General features: G+C 70.7%; 16 protein-coding genes. 11 read left to right on the top strand and 5 right to left on the bottom strand.

The window, feature by feature from the left end; genetic code table 11:
* Positions 1-99 precede the first annotated feature (99 nt).
* The 5 genes from lspA (at position 100) to BJP32_RS08710 (ending at position 6,248) form a co-directional block, all read left to right on the top strand.
* On the top strand, positions 100-627 hold the full coding sequence (gene lspA, locus BJP32_RS08730) for a signal peptidase II (RefSeq protein WP_003165948.1): 528 nt from the start codon (positions 100-102) through the stop codon (positions 625-627).
* Between the two features lie 67 nt (positions 628-694).
* Positions 695-1,261, top strand: a complete 567-nt coding sequence (locus BJP32_RS08725) for a DUF3035 domain-containing protein (protein ID WP_003165949.1) — start codon at positions 695-697, stop codon at positions 1,259-1,261.
* A gap of 168 nt (positions 1,262-1,429) precedes the next feature.
* A complete protein-coding gene (locus tag BJP32_RS08720) occupies positions 1,430-2,905 on the top strand; it encodes a TolC family protein (protein WP_052747960.1) in 1,476 nt (491 codons plus the stop codon).
* A gap of 11 nt (positions 2,906-2,916) precedes the next feature.
* Complete coding sequence (locus tag BJP32_RS08715; protein ID WP_233126780.1) at positions 2,917-3,969, top strand: HlyD family secretion protein; 1,053 nt, start codon at positions 2,917-2,919, stop codon at positions 3,967-3,969.
* Complete coding sequence (locus BJP32_RS08710) at positions 3,966-6,248, top strand: ABC transporter permease (protein WP_076223678.1); 2,283 nt, start codon at positions 3,966-3,968, stop codon at positions 6,246-6,248. Before BJP32_RS08715 ends, BJP32_RS08710 begins: the two co-directional genes overlap by 4 nt.
* A gap of 4 nt (positions 6,249-6,252) precedes the next feature.
* Here BJP32_RS08710 and BJP32_RS08705 read toward each other — a convergent pair whose 3' ends face one another.
* Positions 6,253-7,140 carry an SDR family NAD(P)-dependent oxidoreductase gene (locus BJP32_RS08705; protein ID WP_046652773.1) on the bottom strand — a complete coding sequence of 296 codons (888 nt, stop codon included), beginning with the start codon at positions 7,138-7,140 and terminating at the stop codon, positions 6,253-6,255.
* 42 nt (positions 7,141-7,182) lie between these two features.
* Complete coding sequence (gloB, locus tag BJP32_RS08700; RefSeq protein ID WP_046652128.1) at positions 7,183-7,914, bottom strand: hydroxyacylglutathione hydrolase; 732 nt, start codon at positions 7,912-7,914, stop codon at positions 7,183-7,185.
* A 103-nt stretch (positions 7,915-8,017) separates the two neighbouring features.
* Between gloB and BJP32_RS08695 the strand changes: the two genes are divergently transcribed.
* From BJP32_RS08695 to BJP32_RS08675, 5 genes are all read left to right on the top strand, one after another.
* Positions 8,018-8,788, top strand: a complete 771-nt coding sequence (locus BJP32_RS08695; RefSeq protein WP_076223677.1) for a class I SAM-dependent methyltransferase — start codon at positions 8,018-8,020, stop codon at positions 8,786-8,788.
* Between the two features lie 10 nt (positions 8,789-8,798).
* Complete coding sequence (locus tag BJP32_RS08690) at positions 8,799-9,293, top strand: histidine phosphatase family protein (RefSeq protein WP_046652130.1); 495 nt, start codon at positions 8,799-8,801, stop codon at positions 9,291-9,293.
* Entirely contained in the window at positions 9,290-9,643 is a 354-nt protein-coding gene (locus BJP32_RS08685) for a DUF952 domain-containing protein (RefSeq protein WP_083673943.1), read from the top strand. Before BJP32_RS08690 ends, BJP32_RS08685 begins: the two co-directional genes overlap by 4 nt.
* Positions 9,644-9,645: 2 nt before the next feature.
* On the top strand, positions 9,646-10,683 hold the full coding sequence (locus BJP32_RS08680; protein WP_046652131.1) for a quinone-dependent dihydroorotate dehydrogenase: 1,038 nt from the start codon (positions 9,646-9,648) through the stop codon (positions 10,681-10,683).
* A gap of 65 nt (positions 10,684-10,748) precedes the next feature.
* Positions 10,749-12,635 carry an ATP-binding protein gene (locus BJP32_RS08675; RefSeq protein WP_233126779.1) on the top strand — a complete coding sequence of 629 codons (1,887 nt, stop codon included), beginning with the start codon at positions 10,749-10,751 and terminating at the stop codon, positions 12,633-12,635.
* Here the strand turns inward: BJP32_RS08675 and BJP32_RS08670 are convergent.
* Positions 12,632-13,051, bottom strand: coding sequence for a very short patch repair endonuclease (locus tag BJP32_RS08670; RefSeq protein WP_046652133.1), 420 nt, complete (start codon positions 13,049-13,051; stop codon positions 12,632-12,634). The genes BJP32_RS08675 and BJP32_RS08670 overlap by 4 nt on opposite strands.
* A 23-nt stretch (positions 13,052-13,074) precedes the next feature.
* Positions 13,075-13,563, bottom strand: coding sequence for a peroxiredoxin (locus BJP32_RS08665; RefSeq protein WP_003165964.1), 489 nt, complete (start codon positions 13,561-13,563; stop codon positions 13,075-13,077).
* 134 nt (positions 13,564-13,697) lie between these two features.
* Here BJP32_RS08665 and BJP32_RS08660 point away from each other — a divergent pair, with 134 nt between their 5' ends.
* A complete protein-coding gene (locus BJP32_RS08660; protein ID WP_003165965.1) occupies positions 13,698-14,267 on the top strand; it encodes a YqgE/AlgH family protein in 570 nt (189 codons plus the stop codon).
* Between the two features lie 16 nt (positions 14,268-14,283).
* Here the strand turns inward: BJP32_RS08660 and BJP32_RS08655 are convergent, their stop codons facing one another.
* Complete coding sequence (locus BJP32_RS08655; RefSeq protein ID WP_046652134.1) at positions 14,284-15,279, bottom strand: serine hydrolase; 996 nt, start codon at positions 15,277-15,279, stop codon at positions 14,284-14,286.
* Positions 15,280-15,354 lie beyond the last annotated feature (75 nt).

The raw sequence follows: 15,354 nt of genomic DNA, 5'->3' as shown, positions 1-15,354 counted from the left end.
TTATAGCGGGGGAAAACCGGGGGGGAAGGCCGTGCGGCGATCGGCGCGCCTGCGCTTTCCCTCTTCGCCGTCGAACGTCTTCCTGCTAACCGGCAGGACATGAAGATTTCCCGTCTCGCCCTGGGGGCCTATCTGATCGCCCTCGCCGTCATCGTGCTGGATCAGTTGACCAAGGCCTGGGTGCTGAGCGCCATCGGCGCCGAACACATCACCCACATTCCCGACGGCTTCCGCATCGCCGAGGTGGCGCCGCCGGTGTTCAACCTGACCTATGTGCTGAACACCGGCGTCAGCTTCGGCCTGTTCGGAGGCGGCGCCGGGCGCTGGATCCTGAGCGTCTTCTCCGTCGTGGTGGCGGGCCTGCTGGCCTGGTGGGCGACGCGGGCGGACCGTCGACTGCTGATCGCCGCCATCGGCCTGGTCATGGGCGGCGCCGTCGGCAACGTCATCGACCGCATCCGCTTCGGCGGCGTGGTCGACTTCCTCGACTTTTCCGGCACGGGCCTGTTCCCCTGGATCTTCAACATCGCCGACAGCGGCATCACCGTAGGGGTCGCCCTGCTGATCCTGGACAGCTTCTTGTCCGAGCGCCGTTCCGCAGTTGGCTCGGCCCACGAAAAGTCGTAATCACACCCCCTTAACTATCGACCCGAGCCTGCGCCCGCGCGGCGCGCCTCCCGGAGCCGAACGACCCATGCGTAACCGTCCCGTCCTGATCGTGACCCTGGCCGCCGGCGCGGCCCTCAGCCTGAGCGCCTGCGGATCGATGAAGCAGAGCATCGGCCTGTCCAAGGTCGTGCCGGACGAATTCGTCACCGTGGCCAGCGCCCCCCTGGTGGTGCCGCCGGAATACGGCCTGACCCCGCCTTCGCCCGGCGCCCCGCGCCCGCAGGAGCTGGCGCCTGAAAGCGCCGCCCGCCAGATTCTGCTGGGTCAGCGCCAGGCCGTGACCCGCACTCCGGGCGAACAGATTCTGGCCGCCGAGGCCGGCGCTGACCGCGCCGATCCGCTGGCTCGCTACGTCGTCGACGACGAATTCGGCAGCCTGGCGCACAAGGAAGAAAGCTGGGCCAACCGCATCATGTTCTGGCGCAAGGACGATCCGGCCAGCCAGGCCGCGACCGTCAGCCAGACCTCGGAAGGCGGCAAGACCATCGACGCCGCCAGCGAGCGCGCGCGTCTGGACGCCCTGACCGGCGGTCGCGAGGGCATCACCATCGCCCCCCGCCGCGACGGCCGCTTCAAGCTGCCGGGCCTCTAAGACCGGACAGGCTGCATCTTCAGCCAAGGGGGCGCGTTCGTCACGACGAGCGCGCCCTTTGCAATTGGCGCGCTTGCTTGACGCAACGGCCGCGCTTCAGGATCGTTGTTCACAGCTGGTTGCGGGGTTGAAGCGATGGCTAGGGCTTGGAACGGATGGCGTGTCGCCTTGGCTGCGGGCGTTCTGACGGCCTGCGCGCCTCCCGCCCTGGCTCAGACGCAAGCCGCCGCCGAGACGCCGCGCACGCCCCTGACCTACGCCGAGGCTGAGGCGCGGCTGCGCACGACCTCCAGCCTGGGGCGCGCCGCCGGCTACGGGGTCGAGGCCGCCGAGGCCCAGGCCCAGGTCGCCGCCGGGCTGAACCGGCCCACGGTGTCGCTGGACGCCCAGCTGATCCGCTATCGCAAGACCTTCGACCTGTCGCTGTCGGACGCGCTGGACCGCGCCCAGTCCGACCTCGGCGCCGCCATCCCCGGCCTGATTTCGGACCTGCCGGGCGTGCCGGGCGACGTGCTGAACGCGGTGGGCCAGCGACTTGAGGCCGCCCTGCCGGAGATCTTCGCCGCCCTGCCCCACGACATCCGGCTGCAGGTGGACGACACGACCTTCCGCCCGACGGTGACGGCGCTGCAACCGATCTACACCGGCGGGGCCATCCCCGCCCTGCGACGCGCGGCGGCGGCCAATGTCGACCTGGCCGAGGCCCGGCGGCAGGAGGCCCTGAACCTGGAGAGCGTCAACCTGGCCCGCGCCTATTTCGGCCAGGTGCTGGCGGCCGAGGCGTTGAAGATCGCGCTGGAGACCCGCGACGGCTTCGACCTGCACCTGAAGAACGCCCGCCGCATGGAAGAAGAAGGGATGCTCAGCCGCGCCCAGACCCTTCAGGTCGAGGTCGCGCGCGACGCCGCCCAGCGCCAGGTCAACCGCGCCGAGCTGGAGCATGACAACGCCGTCGCCTCCCTGGCCCGCGTCGCCGACGTCGAGACAGGCGTGACCCCCACCACGCCTCTGTTCGTCAATCGCGATCCGGTCGGCCCGGCCGCCGTCTTCCTGGACAGCGCGAGCCAGTCGAATTCGCGCCTCGTTCAAGCCCAGGCGGGGCGCGATCTGGCCGAGGCCGGAGCGGATCTGGCGGCCTCGCGGATGAAGCCGTCGGTCTACGCCTTCGGCACCTACAACATGAACCCGGACAATTCCCTGCCGACCGAGCCGGACTGGGCCTTTGGCCTGGGCGCTCGCTACACCCTGATGTCATCGCTGGACCGACGGCGGATGCTCGGCGCCGCCCGCGCCCAGGCCTCGGCCGCCGGCGAGGTCGAGCGCCAGGCCCGCGACGACGCCCGCCTACTGGTCACGCGCGCCTACAACCAGGTCGAGCTGGCGCGGCGGCAGTTCCTGACCATGGACAGCAGCCTGGCGGCCGCGCGCGAGAACCTGCGCGTGCAGGAGGTCGGCTTCCGCGAGGGCGAGGCCACGGCCGCCTCGGTCATCGACGCCCGCAACCTGCTGGGGACGGCGCGGCTGCAACGAGCGGCGGCGGCCTATGAGTACGACCTCAGCCTGTCTGCCCTGCTGGCGGCGGCGGGAAGCGACCAGACCCTGAACGACTATCTGCAACGCGACGACCGGATCAGCGCCCCATGAATCAGCGCCCCATGAGCGAGACGCCTTCCTCGGCCTATACGCCGCCCCAGCCGGCCGAAGCGCCCCCGCCCAAGCCGCGCCGCTCGCCCCTGCCCCTGATCGTCGCGGCGGGCGTGGTCCTGCTGATCGCCTTCATCGTCGTGGGCCTGTTCCTGGCCGCCCGCCCGGCGCCGGATCAGGTGCAGGGCATGGTCGAGGCCGAGACCTTCACCGTCGCCACCAAGGTGCCCAGCCGCGTCGAACGCTTCCTGGCCGCCGAGGGCGATCAGGTGAAGGCGGGACAGGAGCTGGCCCTGATGAGCAGCCCCGAGGTCGAGGCCAAGGACGCCCAGGCCCGCGCCCTGCTGCAGTCGACGCAGGCCATCCAGTCCATGAGCCGAGAGGGCGCCCGCGCCGAGGACGTGCAAACGGTCGAGTCGATCTGGCGCGCCTCCCAGGCTGCCGCCCGCCTGGCCGACCAGACCGCGCGCCGGGCGGAAAACCTGTTCGCCGAGGGCGTCATCTCGGCCCAGCGCCGCGACGAGGCGGTCGCCGCCCGCGCCGCCACCGCCTCCCAGACCGAGGCCGCCCGCCAGCAGTATCTGAAGGCGCTGGCCGGAACCCGGCCGCAGGAGAAGTCGGTCGCCGACGCCAACGTAAGCGGCGCCCGCGCCGCTGTCGCCGAGGTCGAGAGCCTGCAGGGCGAGACCCGCCTGACCGCCCCGCACGGCGGCGAGGTGTCCGAACGCTTCGCCAATGTCGGCGAACTGGTGCTGACGGGGGTGCCGGTCTTCACTATCGTCGACACGGCCGATCCCTGGGTCGCCTTCAGCGTGCGCGAGGACCAGTTCCGCGACCTGAAGATCGGCGCCGCCGTGCGCGGCGACGTGCCCGCGCTGGGGATCAAGGGCACCGCCTTCCGCGTCACCGCCATCAGCCCCCAGGGCGAGTTCGCCACCTGGCGCTCGACCCGTCAGTCCAGCGGCTATGACGTGCGCAGCTTCCAGGTGAAGGCCAAGCCCGCCCGGCCGATCGAGGGTCTGCGGCCGGGCATGAGCGTCCTGTTCGACTGGTCCTCGCGATGACGCGCAGCGCGGCCGTCTTCCTCGCGGCCGTTCAGGACGAGACGCGGCGGCTGGCGACCCGCCCGTGGGACGCCTTCGTCGCCTTCGGCCTGCCGCTGATCCTGCTGGCCGTGATCGCGGCCATGCTGGCGCCCGGCGTGATCCGCCAGGCTCCGGTCGCCGTGGTGGATCAGGATGACTCGGCCTTCAGCCGCGCCGCCATCCGCAACATGGAGGCCAGCCCTGGCGTGCGCGTGGCTCACGCCCCGGCGACAGTGGACGAGGCCGTGGCCCTGATGCGGCGGGGCGAGGTCTACAGCATCGCCCATTTCCCTTCAGGCTTCACCGAAGGCGCCTTTCGCCGCCCGGAACAGGTGACGGTGTCGTTCAACGGCGCCTTCCAGACCGTCGGCGCCCTGTCGGCCCTGGGCCAGTCCTCGGCCATCGCTTCGGCCGCCGCGCCGAGGCTGGAAGAACGGGCGCGCCAGATGGGCCTGCCCGCCACGGCGTTGGAGCCGCCCGCCGTCCAGGTGTCGATCATCGGCAATCCGCAGCTGAGTTTCGAGCTGTTCCTCGGCGGCCTGCTGGCGCCAGGCGTGCTGCACCTGCTGGCGGCCTGTTCGGCGGTGCTGGCGGTCGGACGGCTGATGCAGGGCGGGTCGTTCCAGACGTTCAGAGCGCAGACCGGCGGGCGGACCACGGCTGCCCTGATCGGGCGGCTGACGCCGCACTTCGTCGTCTTCACCCTGTGGGGCCTGGCCTGGATCGGCTGGCTGTGCGGGGTCAGGGGCTGGGGCGTGGCGGGGTCGCTGCCCCTGCTGATGCTGGGCGTGGTCGCCCTGATGGCGGTCAGCGTCGCCCTGTCGGCCCTGCTGGTCGCCCTGCTGGGAGACGTCGACATGGCCTTCTCGGGCACCGCCATCTATTCCGGCGCGGCCATCGCCTTCTCGAACGGCACCCTGCCGCTGGATCACGGGCCGCGCTTCGCCCGGATCTGGAGCGACATCCTGCCCTACACCCACTATCTGCGGCTGCAGACCGGCCAGATGGTGACCGGCGCGGCGCCCGGCGGGGCCTGGCGCGACCTGGCGATCCTCAGCGCCGTCACCCTGATCGCCCTGATCCTGTCGGTCGTGCTGATCCGCCTGCGCGCCCGCCGCGCGCCCAAGGCCGAGGCGCTGGCCTTTCCTTTGCCCGAACAGGGCGTCGGCGCCGCCTTCATCGCGACCTTCCGCAACCTGCCGCGCGCCCGGCCGGTCAGCAGCCTGCTGATCCTGGCCGTGGTCCTCTACGCCTTCTACTATCCGGCGGCCTACGCCGGGCAGGCGGCGACGGGCCTGCCGGTCGCCGTGGTGACGCCGACGCAGAGCGCCCTGACCCGCGCCCTGGTCGAAGACCTGAACGCCTCCCACGCGGTCGAGGTCGCCGCCGTCCTCCCCTCGACCGCCGAGGCGTCGGACCTGATGCGGCGCGGCGTGGTCGACGGCGTCGTCATCCTGCCCGAGCGGTTCGAGGCCGATCTGGCGCGCGGCGCGCCCGACGGCGTGGCCGTCTGGCTGAACGGCGGCTATCTGGTCCGCGTCACCTCGGTCGGCAAGGCCGTCGCGGCGGCCGCCGCCCATGTCGCCGAGACGCGGCTGGAGGGCCTGCCCGAGGCCGCCCGCGCGGCCCGGTTGGCCCCGAGCCTGAAACAGGTCTCCCTGTTCAACCCGACCGAGGGCTATGGCGACTACGCCGTGCCCGCCGTCAGCCTGATCATCCTGCAACAGACCCTGCTGCTGGGCGCGGGCGTCATCGCCGCCCTGCGTCGCGAGACCGGCGCCGCTCCCCTGCGGCGCAGCGCCCGGCTGGGTCTGTGGCTGGCGCTGACCGCGATCGGCACGGCGTCCTGCCTGTTCTATTTCGGCTTCGTCTTCTGGCTTCAGGACTATCCGCGCGCGGGCGACATGGCCGGGGTGATCCTGTTGGCGCCGGTCTTCTCGGCCGGGGTTGCGGCGCTGGGCCTGCTGCTCGGCGGACTGTTCGACCGGCATGAGCGGGTGTTGCAGGTGCTGGTCGGCACGTCAGCGCCGCTGTTCTTCCTGGCGGGCGCGGCCTGGCCGCACTTCATGATGCCCAAACTGCTGGTCTGGCTGGCGCACCTGTCGCCCTCGACCGCGGCGGTTCAGGCCTTCGTGCGGATGAACGCCATGGGCGCCGGCCTGGCCGAGGTCGCGCCCCAGGCGCTGATGCTGGTCGCCCTGGCGCTGGTCTTCGGCGCCCTGTGGCTGTGGCGCGACGACGACCGCCGCCGCGCCTGAAGGCTCAACCCGCCGCCATCGGCGCCGAGACCCCCGCCGAGATCATCTCCTGCGCGCCCTGCTGGAAGCCGAAGTCCGGCACGATCTCGCCCTCGCGGTTCGAGGCCTCGTCCCAGCGCGCGATCAGCTGCTCGCCCGCATCCGCGCCCCCGCCGATCCGCACGCCCGGCGTCAGGGTGATGTTGGCCGTGGCGAAATGCCCGCCGCCCGCGCACAGGATGGCCCGCGTCGGCGCGGCCTCGCCCACCAGCGCCAGCAGGCCGGGGCTGACCAGGGCCGGGTCCAGCGCCTTCAGCACCTCTTCGGACAGGATGCCCGCCGTCATCTGGGTGGCGGCGGTCGGCGCCAGGGCGTTGACCTTGATGTTATGCTTGGCGCCCTCGATGGCCAGAGTCTGCATCAGACCGACTTGAGCCAGCTTGGCGGCGCCATAGTTGGCCTGGCCGAAATTGCCGTAGAGGCCGGACGAAGAGGTCGTCATGACGATGCGGCCGTAGGTCTGCGCGCGCATGATCTCCCACACGGCCTTGGAGCAGATGGCCGCCCCCATCAGATGCACGTCCACCACCAGGCGGAAGTCATCGAGGCTCATCTTCGAGAAGCTCTTGTCGCGCAGGATGCCGGCGTTGTTGATCAGGATGTCGATGCGGCCCCAGGCCTTCATCGCCGCCTCGACCATGGCCTGGACCGCGTCGACGTCGGTGACGGAACCCGCCGCCGCCATCGCCTGGCCGCCCGCCGCGACGATCTCGTCCGCCACGCCCTGCGCCGCCGCCTCGGTCAGGTCGTTGACCACGACCTTGGCGCCCTGACCGGCCAGATAGAGGGCGTGACAGCGGCCCAGCCCCCCGCCCGCGCCGGTCACGATGGCGACCCGATCCTTCAACTGCATGAACATCTCCGATGATGGGTGACTGGAAAACCGGCGGGCGTCCTAGCCCTTGAAACCGTCCTTGAGGGCGCGGCGCTCGGCGAAGTCGGCGGCGTCGCGGGCGCGCAGGAAGGGGTTGAAGCGACGCTCGATCCCCACCGTGGTCGGCACGCTTGCCTCGCCGCGCTCACGGGCGGCGAAGATGGCCTCGGCGTGCGCCTTCAACGCCTCATCGGCGTCCGGCAGCGACAGGGCGAAGCGGGCGTTCGAGGCCGTATATTCATGGGCGCAGTAAAGCGTCGTCGCTTCGGGCCAGGCGGCGATGCGGTTCAGGCTGTCCCACATCTGCTGCGGCGTTCCCTCGAACAGCCGCCCGCAGCCCAGGGCGAAGATGACGTCGCCGACGAAGGCCAGCCCATCTTCCGCCGCATGATAGACCACATGGCCCAGGGTATGACCCGGCGACAGCACCACATCGAAGGTCGTTTCACCCAGGCGCACCGCCTCGCCGTCGACCAGAACGTGATCCAGCGGCGCCGCGCGGCGCACCTCTTCCGGCCCGGCGATCTCGCAGCCCGTCTCGGCCTGCAGCCGTTCGTTGCCGCCGGTGTGATCGGCGTGCCAGTGGGTGTTCAGGATCAGATCCAACCGCCCCCAGCCCGACGCCTCCAGATCGGCCAGGACGGCCTCGGCGTCCGGCGTGTCGACGGCGGCGACCAGCCCCGTCGCCTCATCGCGGATCAGGAAGCCGTAGTTGTCGGACAGACAGGGAAACTGGCGAACGGTCAGGGTCATGGGGAGGTCTCCTATCGAAACCCTATCCTAAGCCGCGCGAAGAGGAACCCTCCGCCGCCCAGAATGGATGAAGTCGCGCAGACTTTCAGCCATACTGCCCCCCATGCGCCGCAGCATCGACGATCTCCGCACCTTCTACGGCGAGCCGACCGGCGCGCTGGCCCGGCGCATGCTGGCGCGACGGCTGGAGGACGCCTGGGGCGAGGCCAACAACTGCGACGTTCTGGGCCTGGGCTACGCCACGCCCTGGCTGGACGGCTTCATCGGCGCGCGCCGGGTGATCGCCGCCATGCCGGGCGGACAGGGCGCCGAGCAGTGGGCCGCGGCGGGACGCAACCGCACCGTCCTGGTCGACGACCGGCGCCTGCCCTTCGCCGCCGGAACGTTCGACCGCATCCTGCTGGTCCACGCCCTCGAGGAAGCCGACGATCCGCAGGGCCTGCTGGCCGAAGCGGTGCGCGTCCTGGCCCCGGCCGGGCGCATCATCCTGGCGGCGGCGGCGCGCGGCGGCATGTGGGCGCGCGCCGAAACCACCCCCTTCGGCCACGGCCGCCCCTTCACCCGCGGCCAGTTGGAGCGGCTGGTGCGCGAGGTCGGACTGGAGCCCGCCGCCTGGTCGCAGGCCCTTTATGTCCCGCCGTGGCGGCCGATGCTGCCCCTGGCCGACGGTCTGGAGCAGGTGGGGCCGAAGCTCTTTCCCGGCGCGGCGGGCCTGATCATGCTGGAAGCCTCGCGCAGGGCCTACGCCCGCGTGCAGCCCGGCGGCGCGGCCCAGGCCGTGCTGGCCGGACGCCCGGCCCTGACCCCCTCGCCCGCCGCTCGCGATCAAGCGTCCGCCGCGCACCCTATGGTCGCCGCACGCAAACAGCCGTAAAGCCCTCGCCATGCAGAGACTGATCCTGATGCGTCACGCCAAGGCCGAAGCCTCGGCGCCGGGCGGCGACGTGGCCCGTCCCCTGAGCGAGCGCGGCCGCCGCGACGCCGCCGCCATGGGCCGCGCCCTGGCCGAGCGGGGTCTGAAGCCCGACATGGCCCTGATCTCGGGAGCCCAGCGCACGCGCGACACTTGGGATGGCGTCAGCGAGCATTTCGGCGATGTCGAGCTGCACGTCTCCGACGCCCTCTACAACGCCCCCGCCGACGTGCTGCGCCGCGCGGTCGAGGCGGCCGAGGACCAGGCCGGCTGCCTGCTGCTGATCGCCCATAACCCCGGCGTGCACCAGCTGGCGGTCGAGTATCTGATCGAGAGCGCCGCCTCACCCTCGGTGCTGGACAAGATGAGCGGCGGTTTCCCCACCGGCGCGGCGGCGATCTTCAGCGTCGATGTCGCCGGTCGCCCGTCCTATGAAGGCTGGCTGACGCCGGAGACCCTGGCGTGACCGATCTGCCCGACGTCGCCTTCAAGATCCTGAGCCGCGTCGACTGGCGCGCCGCCCTGGCCGAGGGCCGTTATGACGGCTCGCCCGTGGACGTGGCCGACGGCTACATCCATCTGTCCGCCGCCGACCAGTTGGAAGCCACCGCGGCGAAACACTACGCCGGTCAGACCGAGCTGATGCTGGTCGAGGTCGACCTGACCGCCCTGGGCGACGCCCTGATCTGGGAGCCGTCGCGCGGCGGCGCCCTGTTTCCCCACATCTACGGCCCCCTGCCTATCGCGGCGACGCGCGCCGCCCGCGCCCTGTCGGTGACGGCCGACGGCCGCATGATCGTCGAAGAGACCGCCTGAACATGAGCCTGACCGACCTCGGCGCCTGGGCGCTGCGCCAACTCGACCCGGAAACCGCGCACCGCCTGGCCATCCGCGCCTTGCAGATGACGCCCCTGCCCGCCCCCGGCGCCGACGATCCGATCCTGAAGGCCACGATCGCCGGGCTGGAGATGTCCAACCCCGTCGGCCTGGCCGCCGGTCTCGACAAGAACGGCGAGGCGCTGGAAGGCCTGTCGCGCCTGGGCTTCGGCGCCGTGGAGTGCGGTTCGGTCACGCCGCGCGCCCAGCCGGGCAATCCCAAGCCGCGCCTGTTCCGACTGGCCGAGGACCGGGCGATCATCAACCGCATGGGCTTCAACAACGAGGGGCTGGAGCCCTTCGCCGCCCGTCTGGCGCGGCGTCCGACCCGCACGGCCATCGGCGCCAACCTGGGCGCCAACAAGGACACCGAAGACAAGGCCGCCGACTATGTCGCGGGGTTGAGGAGGCTGGCGGGACTGGCCGACTATTTCACCGTCAACATCTCCTCGCCCAACACGCCGGGCCTGCGCGCGCTGCAGGGCCGCGAGGCGCTGGACGACCTGCTGGGCCGCATTCATGAGGCCCGCCCCGGCGACGGGGCGCCTGTCTTCCTGAAGATCGCACCCGACCTGATCGGCGAAGAGATCGGCATGATCGTCGAGGCCTCCATCGCCCACCGCATCGACGCCCTGATCGTGTCCAACACGACGCTGGAGCGGCCCACCTCCCTGCGGTCCGCCTATAAGGGCGAGGCGGGCGGCCTGTCGGGCGCTCCATTGAAACCTTTCGCCCAGAAGGCGCTGGAGGCCGCGGCCGAGGCGGCGGGCGGGCGCCTGCCGCTGATCGCGGTGGGCGGCATCGCCGACGGCGCGGACGCCTATGCCCGCATCCGGGCGGGCGCCTCGGCGGTCCAGGTCTATTCGGCCCTGATCTATGAGGGACCGGGCATGGTCGGCCGGATCAAGCGCGATCTGGCGGCCCGTCTGCGCGCCGACGGCTTCGCCAGCATGGCCGAGGCGACCGCCTCCGGCCGTTGACGGAGCATTAGGTCTCCGTCGCCATGATGCAACCGAGGGGCGCCATCGCCCGTTCGGAACGCCGCATGACGCAGACCGACGCATCCCGGAACGGGTGGGCTTACGCCATCCGACAGCGGCACAAGATGCTGCCCCAACGGCTTGTCGTGGGGTTGGCCTGCGCCCTGTTGTTCAGCCCTATCCTGGGCCTGCCCATCTGCCTGGGCTGGCTGGCGGTCTATCTGCTGATGCAAGCGGCCGAGGCCGCCGCCTTCGCCCCCGTGACGCGCGGCCAGGTCTCCGCGCCCCAGGGCTGGCGCGGCGCCCTGGGCGATCTGGCGCTCACGGCCAACGCCGGGGTCTACGCCAGCATCGCCGTGCCGCTGTGGATCATGGGCGGTCTGCCCGGCGGCGTAGTCGCCACCACCCTTCTGGCGGCGGGCGCGATCAATTCGGTCATCGCCTCGGCCGGCAATATGCGGGTCTTCCTCTGGACGGTCGCGCCCCAGGTGGCGGTGCTGGCCTTGGCGCCGCTGTTCATGGCCCGCCTGGGGGTCGAGGGCCGCTTCATCCTGCCGGTCGCCATCGGCGTCGTGGCCTTCATCTTCTTCTGCCTGACGACCCGCAGCCGCCTTCACGCCGCCGGCGAAGCCGAAGCCCGCGCCCTGAAGGAAGCCGACGGCAAGCGCCGTCAGGCCGAGAGCGTCATGGCCGGCCGCAGCGCTCTTCTGGCCGCCGTCGCCCACGACCTGCGCACCCCGATCGGCGCCATCCTGACCGGCGCCCATGAACTGACGCGCGTCGCCGCCCCCTCGTCCGCAACCCGTCAGCAGACGGCCATGATCGAGGACGCCGGGCTGATGATGAAGGGGCTGCTGGACGACCTGCTGGACCACGCCCGCCTCGACGCCGGGCGCCTGAAGGTCGAGACGCGGAATTTCAACCTGCGCGACCTGCTCAACCACACCTTCCGCCTGTGGCAGGGCCCGGTCAGGGCCAAGGGCCTGCGCCTGCGCCTGGACGGCTCGCGTTATATGCCGGGCGTGGTTCAGGGCGACGCCATGCGCCTGCGCCAGGTGCTGAACAACCTGATCTCCAACGCCGTTAAATTCACCGATGCGGGCGTCATCACCATCCGGCTGCGCTCCTGGCGCGATGAGGCCGGGCTGCATGTCCTGCTGATCGACGTGGCCGATACCGGAGCGGGCATGACGGCCGGTCAGATGGACCGCCTCTTCACCCCGTTCGATCAGACCACCGACGGCGTCGCCGCACGCTACGGGGGCTCGGGGCTGGGCCTGGCGATCAGTCGTGATCTGGTCGAGCTGATGGGCGGCCGCCTGACGGTCCGCAGCCAGGCGGGCCAAGGCTCGACCTTCACCGTCGCCCTGACCCTGCCCGAAGGCGTGGAAGAGGCCGCCGCGCTCGCCTCCGACCTCGTCGCCGCTCCCCCTGTCCGCAGCCTGCCTGAACGGGCGCCCATGCCGCCGTCAGCCCCGACCTTGGCTCCAGCCCCGACGCCGCCCTCCGTCATGACTGAGACGGATGCACCGCGCGACGCAGAACGCCCCTTAAGAGTGCTGGTGGTCGACGACCACGCCATCAACCGCCGCGCCATTCAGGTGATCCTGCAAGCCTTCGACTGCGAGCTGACCATGGCCGAGGACGGCCTGGCCGCGCTGAAGGCCTGCGAATCCGGCGTCTTCGACGTCATCTTCATGGATGTGCGGATGCCGGAGCTCGACGGCCGCGAAACCACCCGCCGCCTGCGCTCGGGCCATGGGCCGAACGTCGCGACGCCCGTCATCGCCGTGACCGCCGACACCGCGCCCGAGGACATCGCCGCCTGCCTGGACGCGGGCATGAACCACTTCGTCGCCAAGCCGTTGACCCCGGCGGTGCTGTTGGCCGCCCTGAGCGAGGTGCTGGGCGCGGCCGACGAGGCGGACATCGACGCCCAGGCCGTCGCCTAAGTCGTCGCCTTCTCCAGCAACGCGTCCAGCAGCCGCTCGCCCCAATCCGGCGCCTTCTGCTCGCACTCCCACAGGGTCAGCACGCGCCAGCCCTGCGCCTGCAGCTCCGCCGTGACGCGGTCATCGCGCGCCCGGTTGCGGTCAATCTTGGCGATCCAGTAGTCGGCGTTGGAACGGGGCTGGCGCGCCCCGCGCGGGCAGTCATGGCCGTGCCAGAAACAGCCGTGGACGAACAGGGCGATGCGCCGCCCCTTCATCACCACATCAGGTCGGCCGGGCAGGCCGCAGCCGCCCAGCCGATAGCCGATCCCGGCGCCCCGCAGCAGGCGCCGGACCTTCATCTCGGGCGCGGTGTCGCGCCCCTTCACCCGGCGCATGACGGCGCTGCGTTTTTCCGGGGTGAAGACGTCGCCCATGGTTCAATAAGCGACGCGGGTCGTCACAGCTGGGCCAGCAGGTGCTCGGCCGAGGAGACCTTGAACTCGCCGCCCTGCTCGATGTTGAGCTGGTCGACCACGCCGTCCTTGACCAGCATGGAGTAGCGCTGCGAACGCTCGCCCATGCCGAAGCCCTTGGCGTCCAGCACCAGGCCCACCGCGCGGGTGAAGTCGCCGTTGCCGTCGGCCAGCATGACCACGTCGTCGGCGCCGTTCAGATCATTGGCCTTGGCCCAGGCGCCCATGACGAAGGCGTCGTTGACCGAGACGCAGGCGACCGTGTCCACGCCCTTGCCCGCCAGATCGGCGCGATGGTCGACATAGCCCGGCAGATGGCGCGCCGAACAGGTCGGGGTGAAGGCGCCCGGCACGGCGAACAGGGCGACCGTCTTGCCGCCGAACAGCTCGGCCGTCGTGACCGGCTTGGGGCCGTCGGGCGTCATGGTCGTCAGGGTGGCGTCGGGAATGCGGTCGCCGATCTGGATGGTCATGTCGGGGTCTCCGGGAGTTCGGCCCGGACGATCCAGGACGATGGGAGTCAGATAGAGACCCGTAAGGAGATCGCCAAGCGCGTGGGCCTTGAGAATGGCTTGCGCCCGCCATCGTCCGCCCCGATGATAGGGGCATGACCGCCTTCTCCTCCCTGACCGGGCGTCTTCTGGTGGCGATGCCGGGCATCGACGACGATCGCTTCCGCCACGCCGTCATCCTGATCTGCGCCCACGACGACGAGCACGCCCTGGGCCTGCGCCTGGACCAGCCCGCGCCGGGCGTCTCCCTGGCCGAGGTTCTGGAAAAGCTGGACACCCCCGTCGACGATGCCGCGCGCGACCGTTCGGTGCTGATCGGCGGCCCGGTCGAGCGCGAGCGCGGCTTCGTCCTGCACACCGCCGACTGGACCAGCGAGGACGCCAGCCTGACCTTCGGCGACGGCCTGGCCCTGACCGGCACCCGCGACGCCCTGGCCGCCATGGCCGACGCCGAGGACGGCCCCAGCCGCGCCATCCTGCTGCTGGGCTACGCCGGGTGGGGCGAGGGGCAGTTGGAGGAAGAGCTGAACGAGAACGTCTGGCTGACGACGGACGCCGATCCGGCCCTGATCTTCGACGCCGACTACGACACCAAATGGAGCCGCGCCCTGGCCGCGCTCGGCGTCGACGCCGCCCGCCTGTCCAGCCAGAGCGGCCGGGCCTGAAGGCGGTCGAACGCCCTCAGGCTCCGAGCATCTCGCTGACGAACTCATCAGTGTGACGGCGTTTGGCGGACAGGGCCGCGACGGCGATCCGTCGGTCCTTCACCACGACGACCTCGGCCTGCGATCCCCATGTCCCGCCGTTGTGGAAGGCGGCCTCTCCGCCCTTGTGCGGGGCCAGAAGCCAGCAATAGCCGATGGCGACCGCGCCCATCTGGGCCACAGGCGTCTGAGCCCTGAGCACGCCCTTCACGATCTCGTCCGGCCCCTCGCCCCAGGCGGCGCGCAGGAAACGCAGTTGATCCTCGACCGTGGAAGCCAGCATCCCCGCAGGCGCCATCTGATCGCGCAGATAGGGCACGGGGCGATCCCAGTCGTTGACGCTGATCGCCACCAGATCGGGCTCTTGCTCCGGCCGCAGGAAATCCGTGCGTCGGATTCCCAGCGGTCTGAGCAGGCGCTGATCCAGCAGATCGGCGAAGTCCATCCCCGCGGCGTGCGCCAGGGCGTCGCCCAGCAGGCTGACGCCCATGCTCGAATACCGAGACGCTTCGCCGACCCGCGCCTGTTTCACCGCCGCCATGAGCATGGCGCGATACTTCGCTGCATCCACGCCGCGCCACGGATCTTTCACCGACAGGGACAGGGCGGCTAGGCTTTCGCGCCAGAACAGGGGCTTCGGCGTATTCGGCAGTCCGCTGCGATGGCTGGCCAGCTCAACCAGGGTCGGCGGCCTGACCGGCCAGGGCAGAGCCTTGCCGAACAGATGATCCACCGGCGCCTCGGGATCGACGTCTCCCGCTTCGACCATGACGCCCAGCAAGGAGCCGGTGAAGACCTTGGTGACGGAGCCGATCTCGAACCGTCGGTCGATTTCATGATCGGGGAAGGCGGCGAAACAGAGCCTGGCCCCATCCTGTACGCCGACGGCGAGCGGCGCCGACGAGGCGCCTTTCAGCTTTTCAAAGCTGACATCAAGGCGCTCGTTCGTTTGAGACTCACCTTGTAAACGCATCGACTGTGCGCCCCTGAATGTAAGAACAAGAGGCGATCAATCAGTTCGACAGCAACAGGTTCAAGTTACAAATAA

The sequence above is a fragment of the Brevundimonas sp. ZS04 genome (assembly GCF_001956865.1).
Classification (GTDB): domain Bacteria; phylum Pseudomonadota; class Alphaproteobacteria; order Caulobacterales; family Caulobacteraceae; genus Brevundimonas; species Brevundimonas diminuta.
This window is presented reverse-complemented; position numbering and strand designations above follow the sequence as displayed.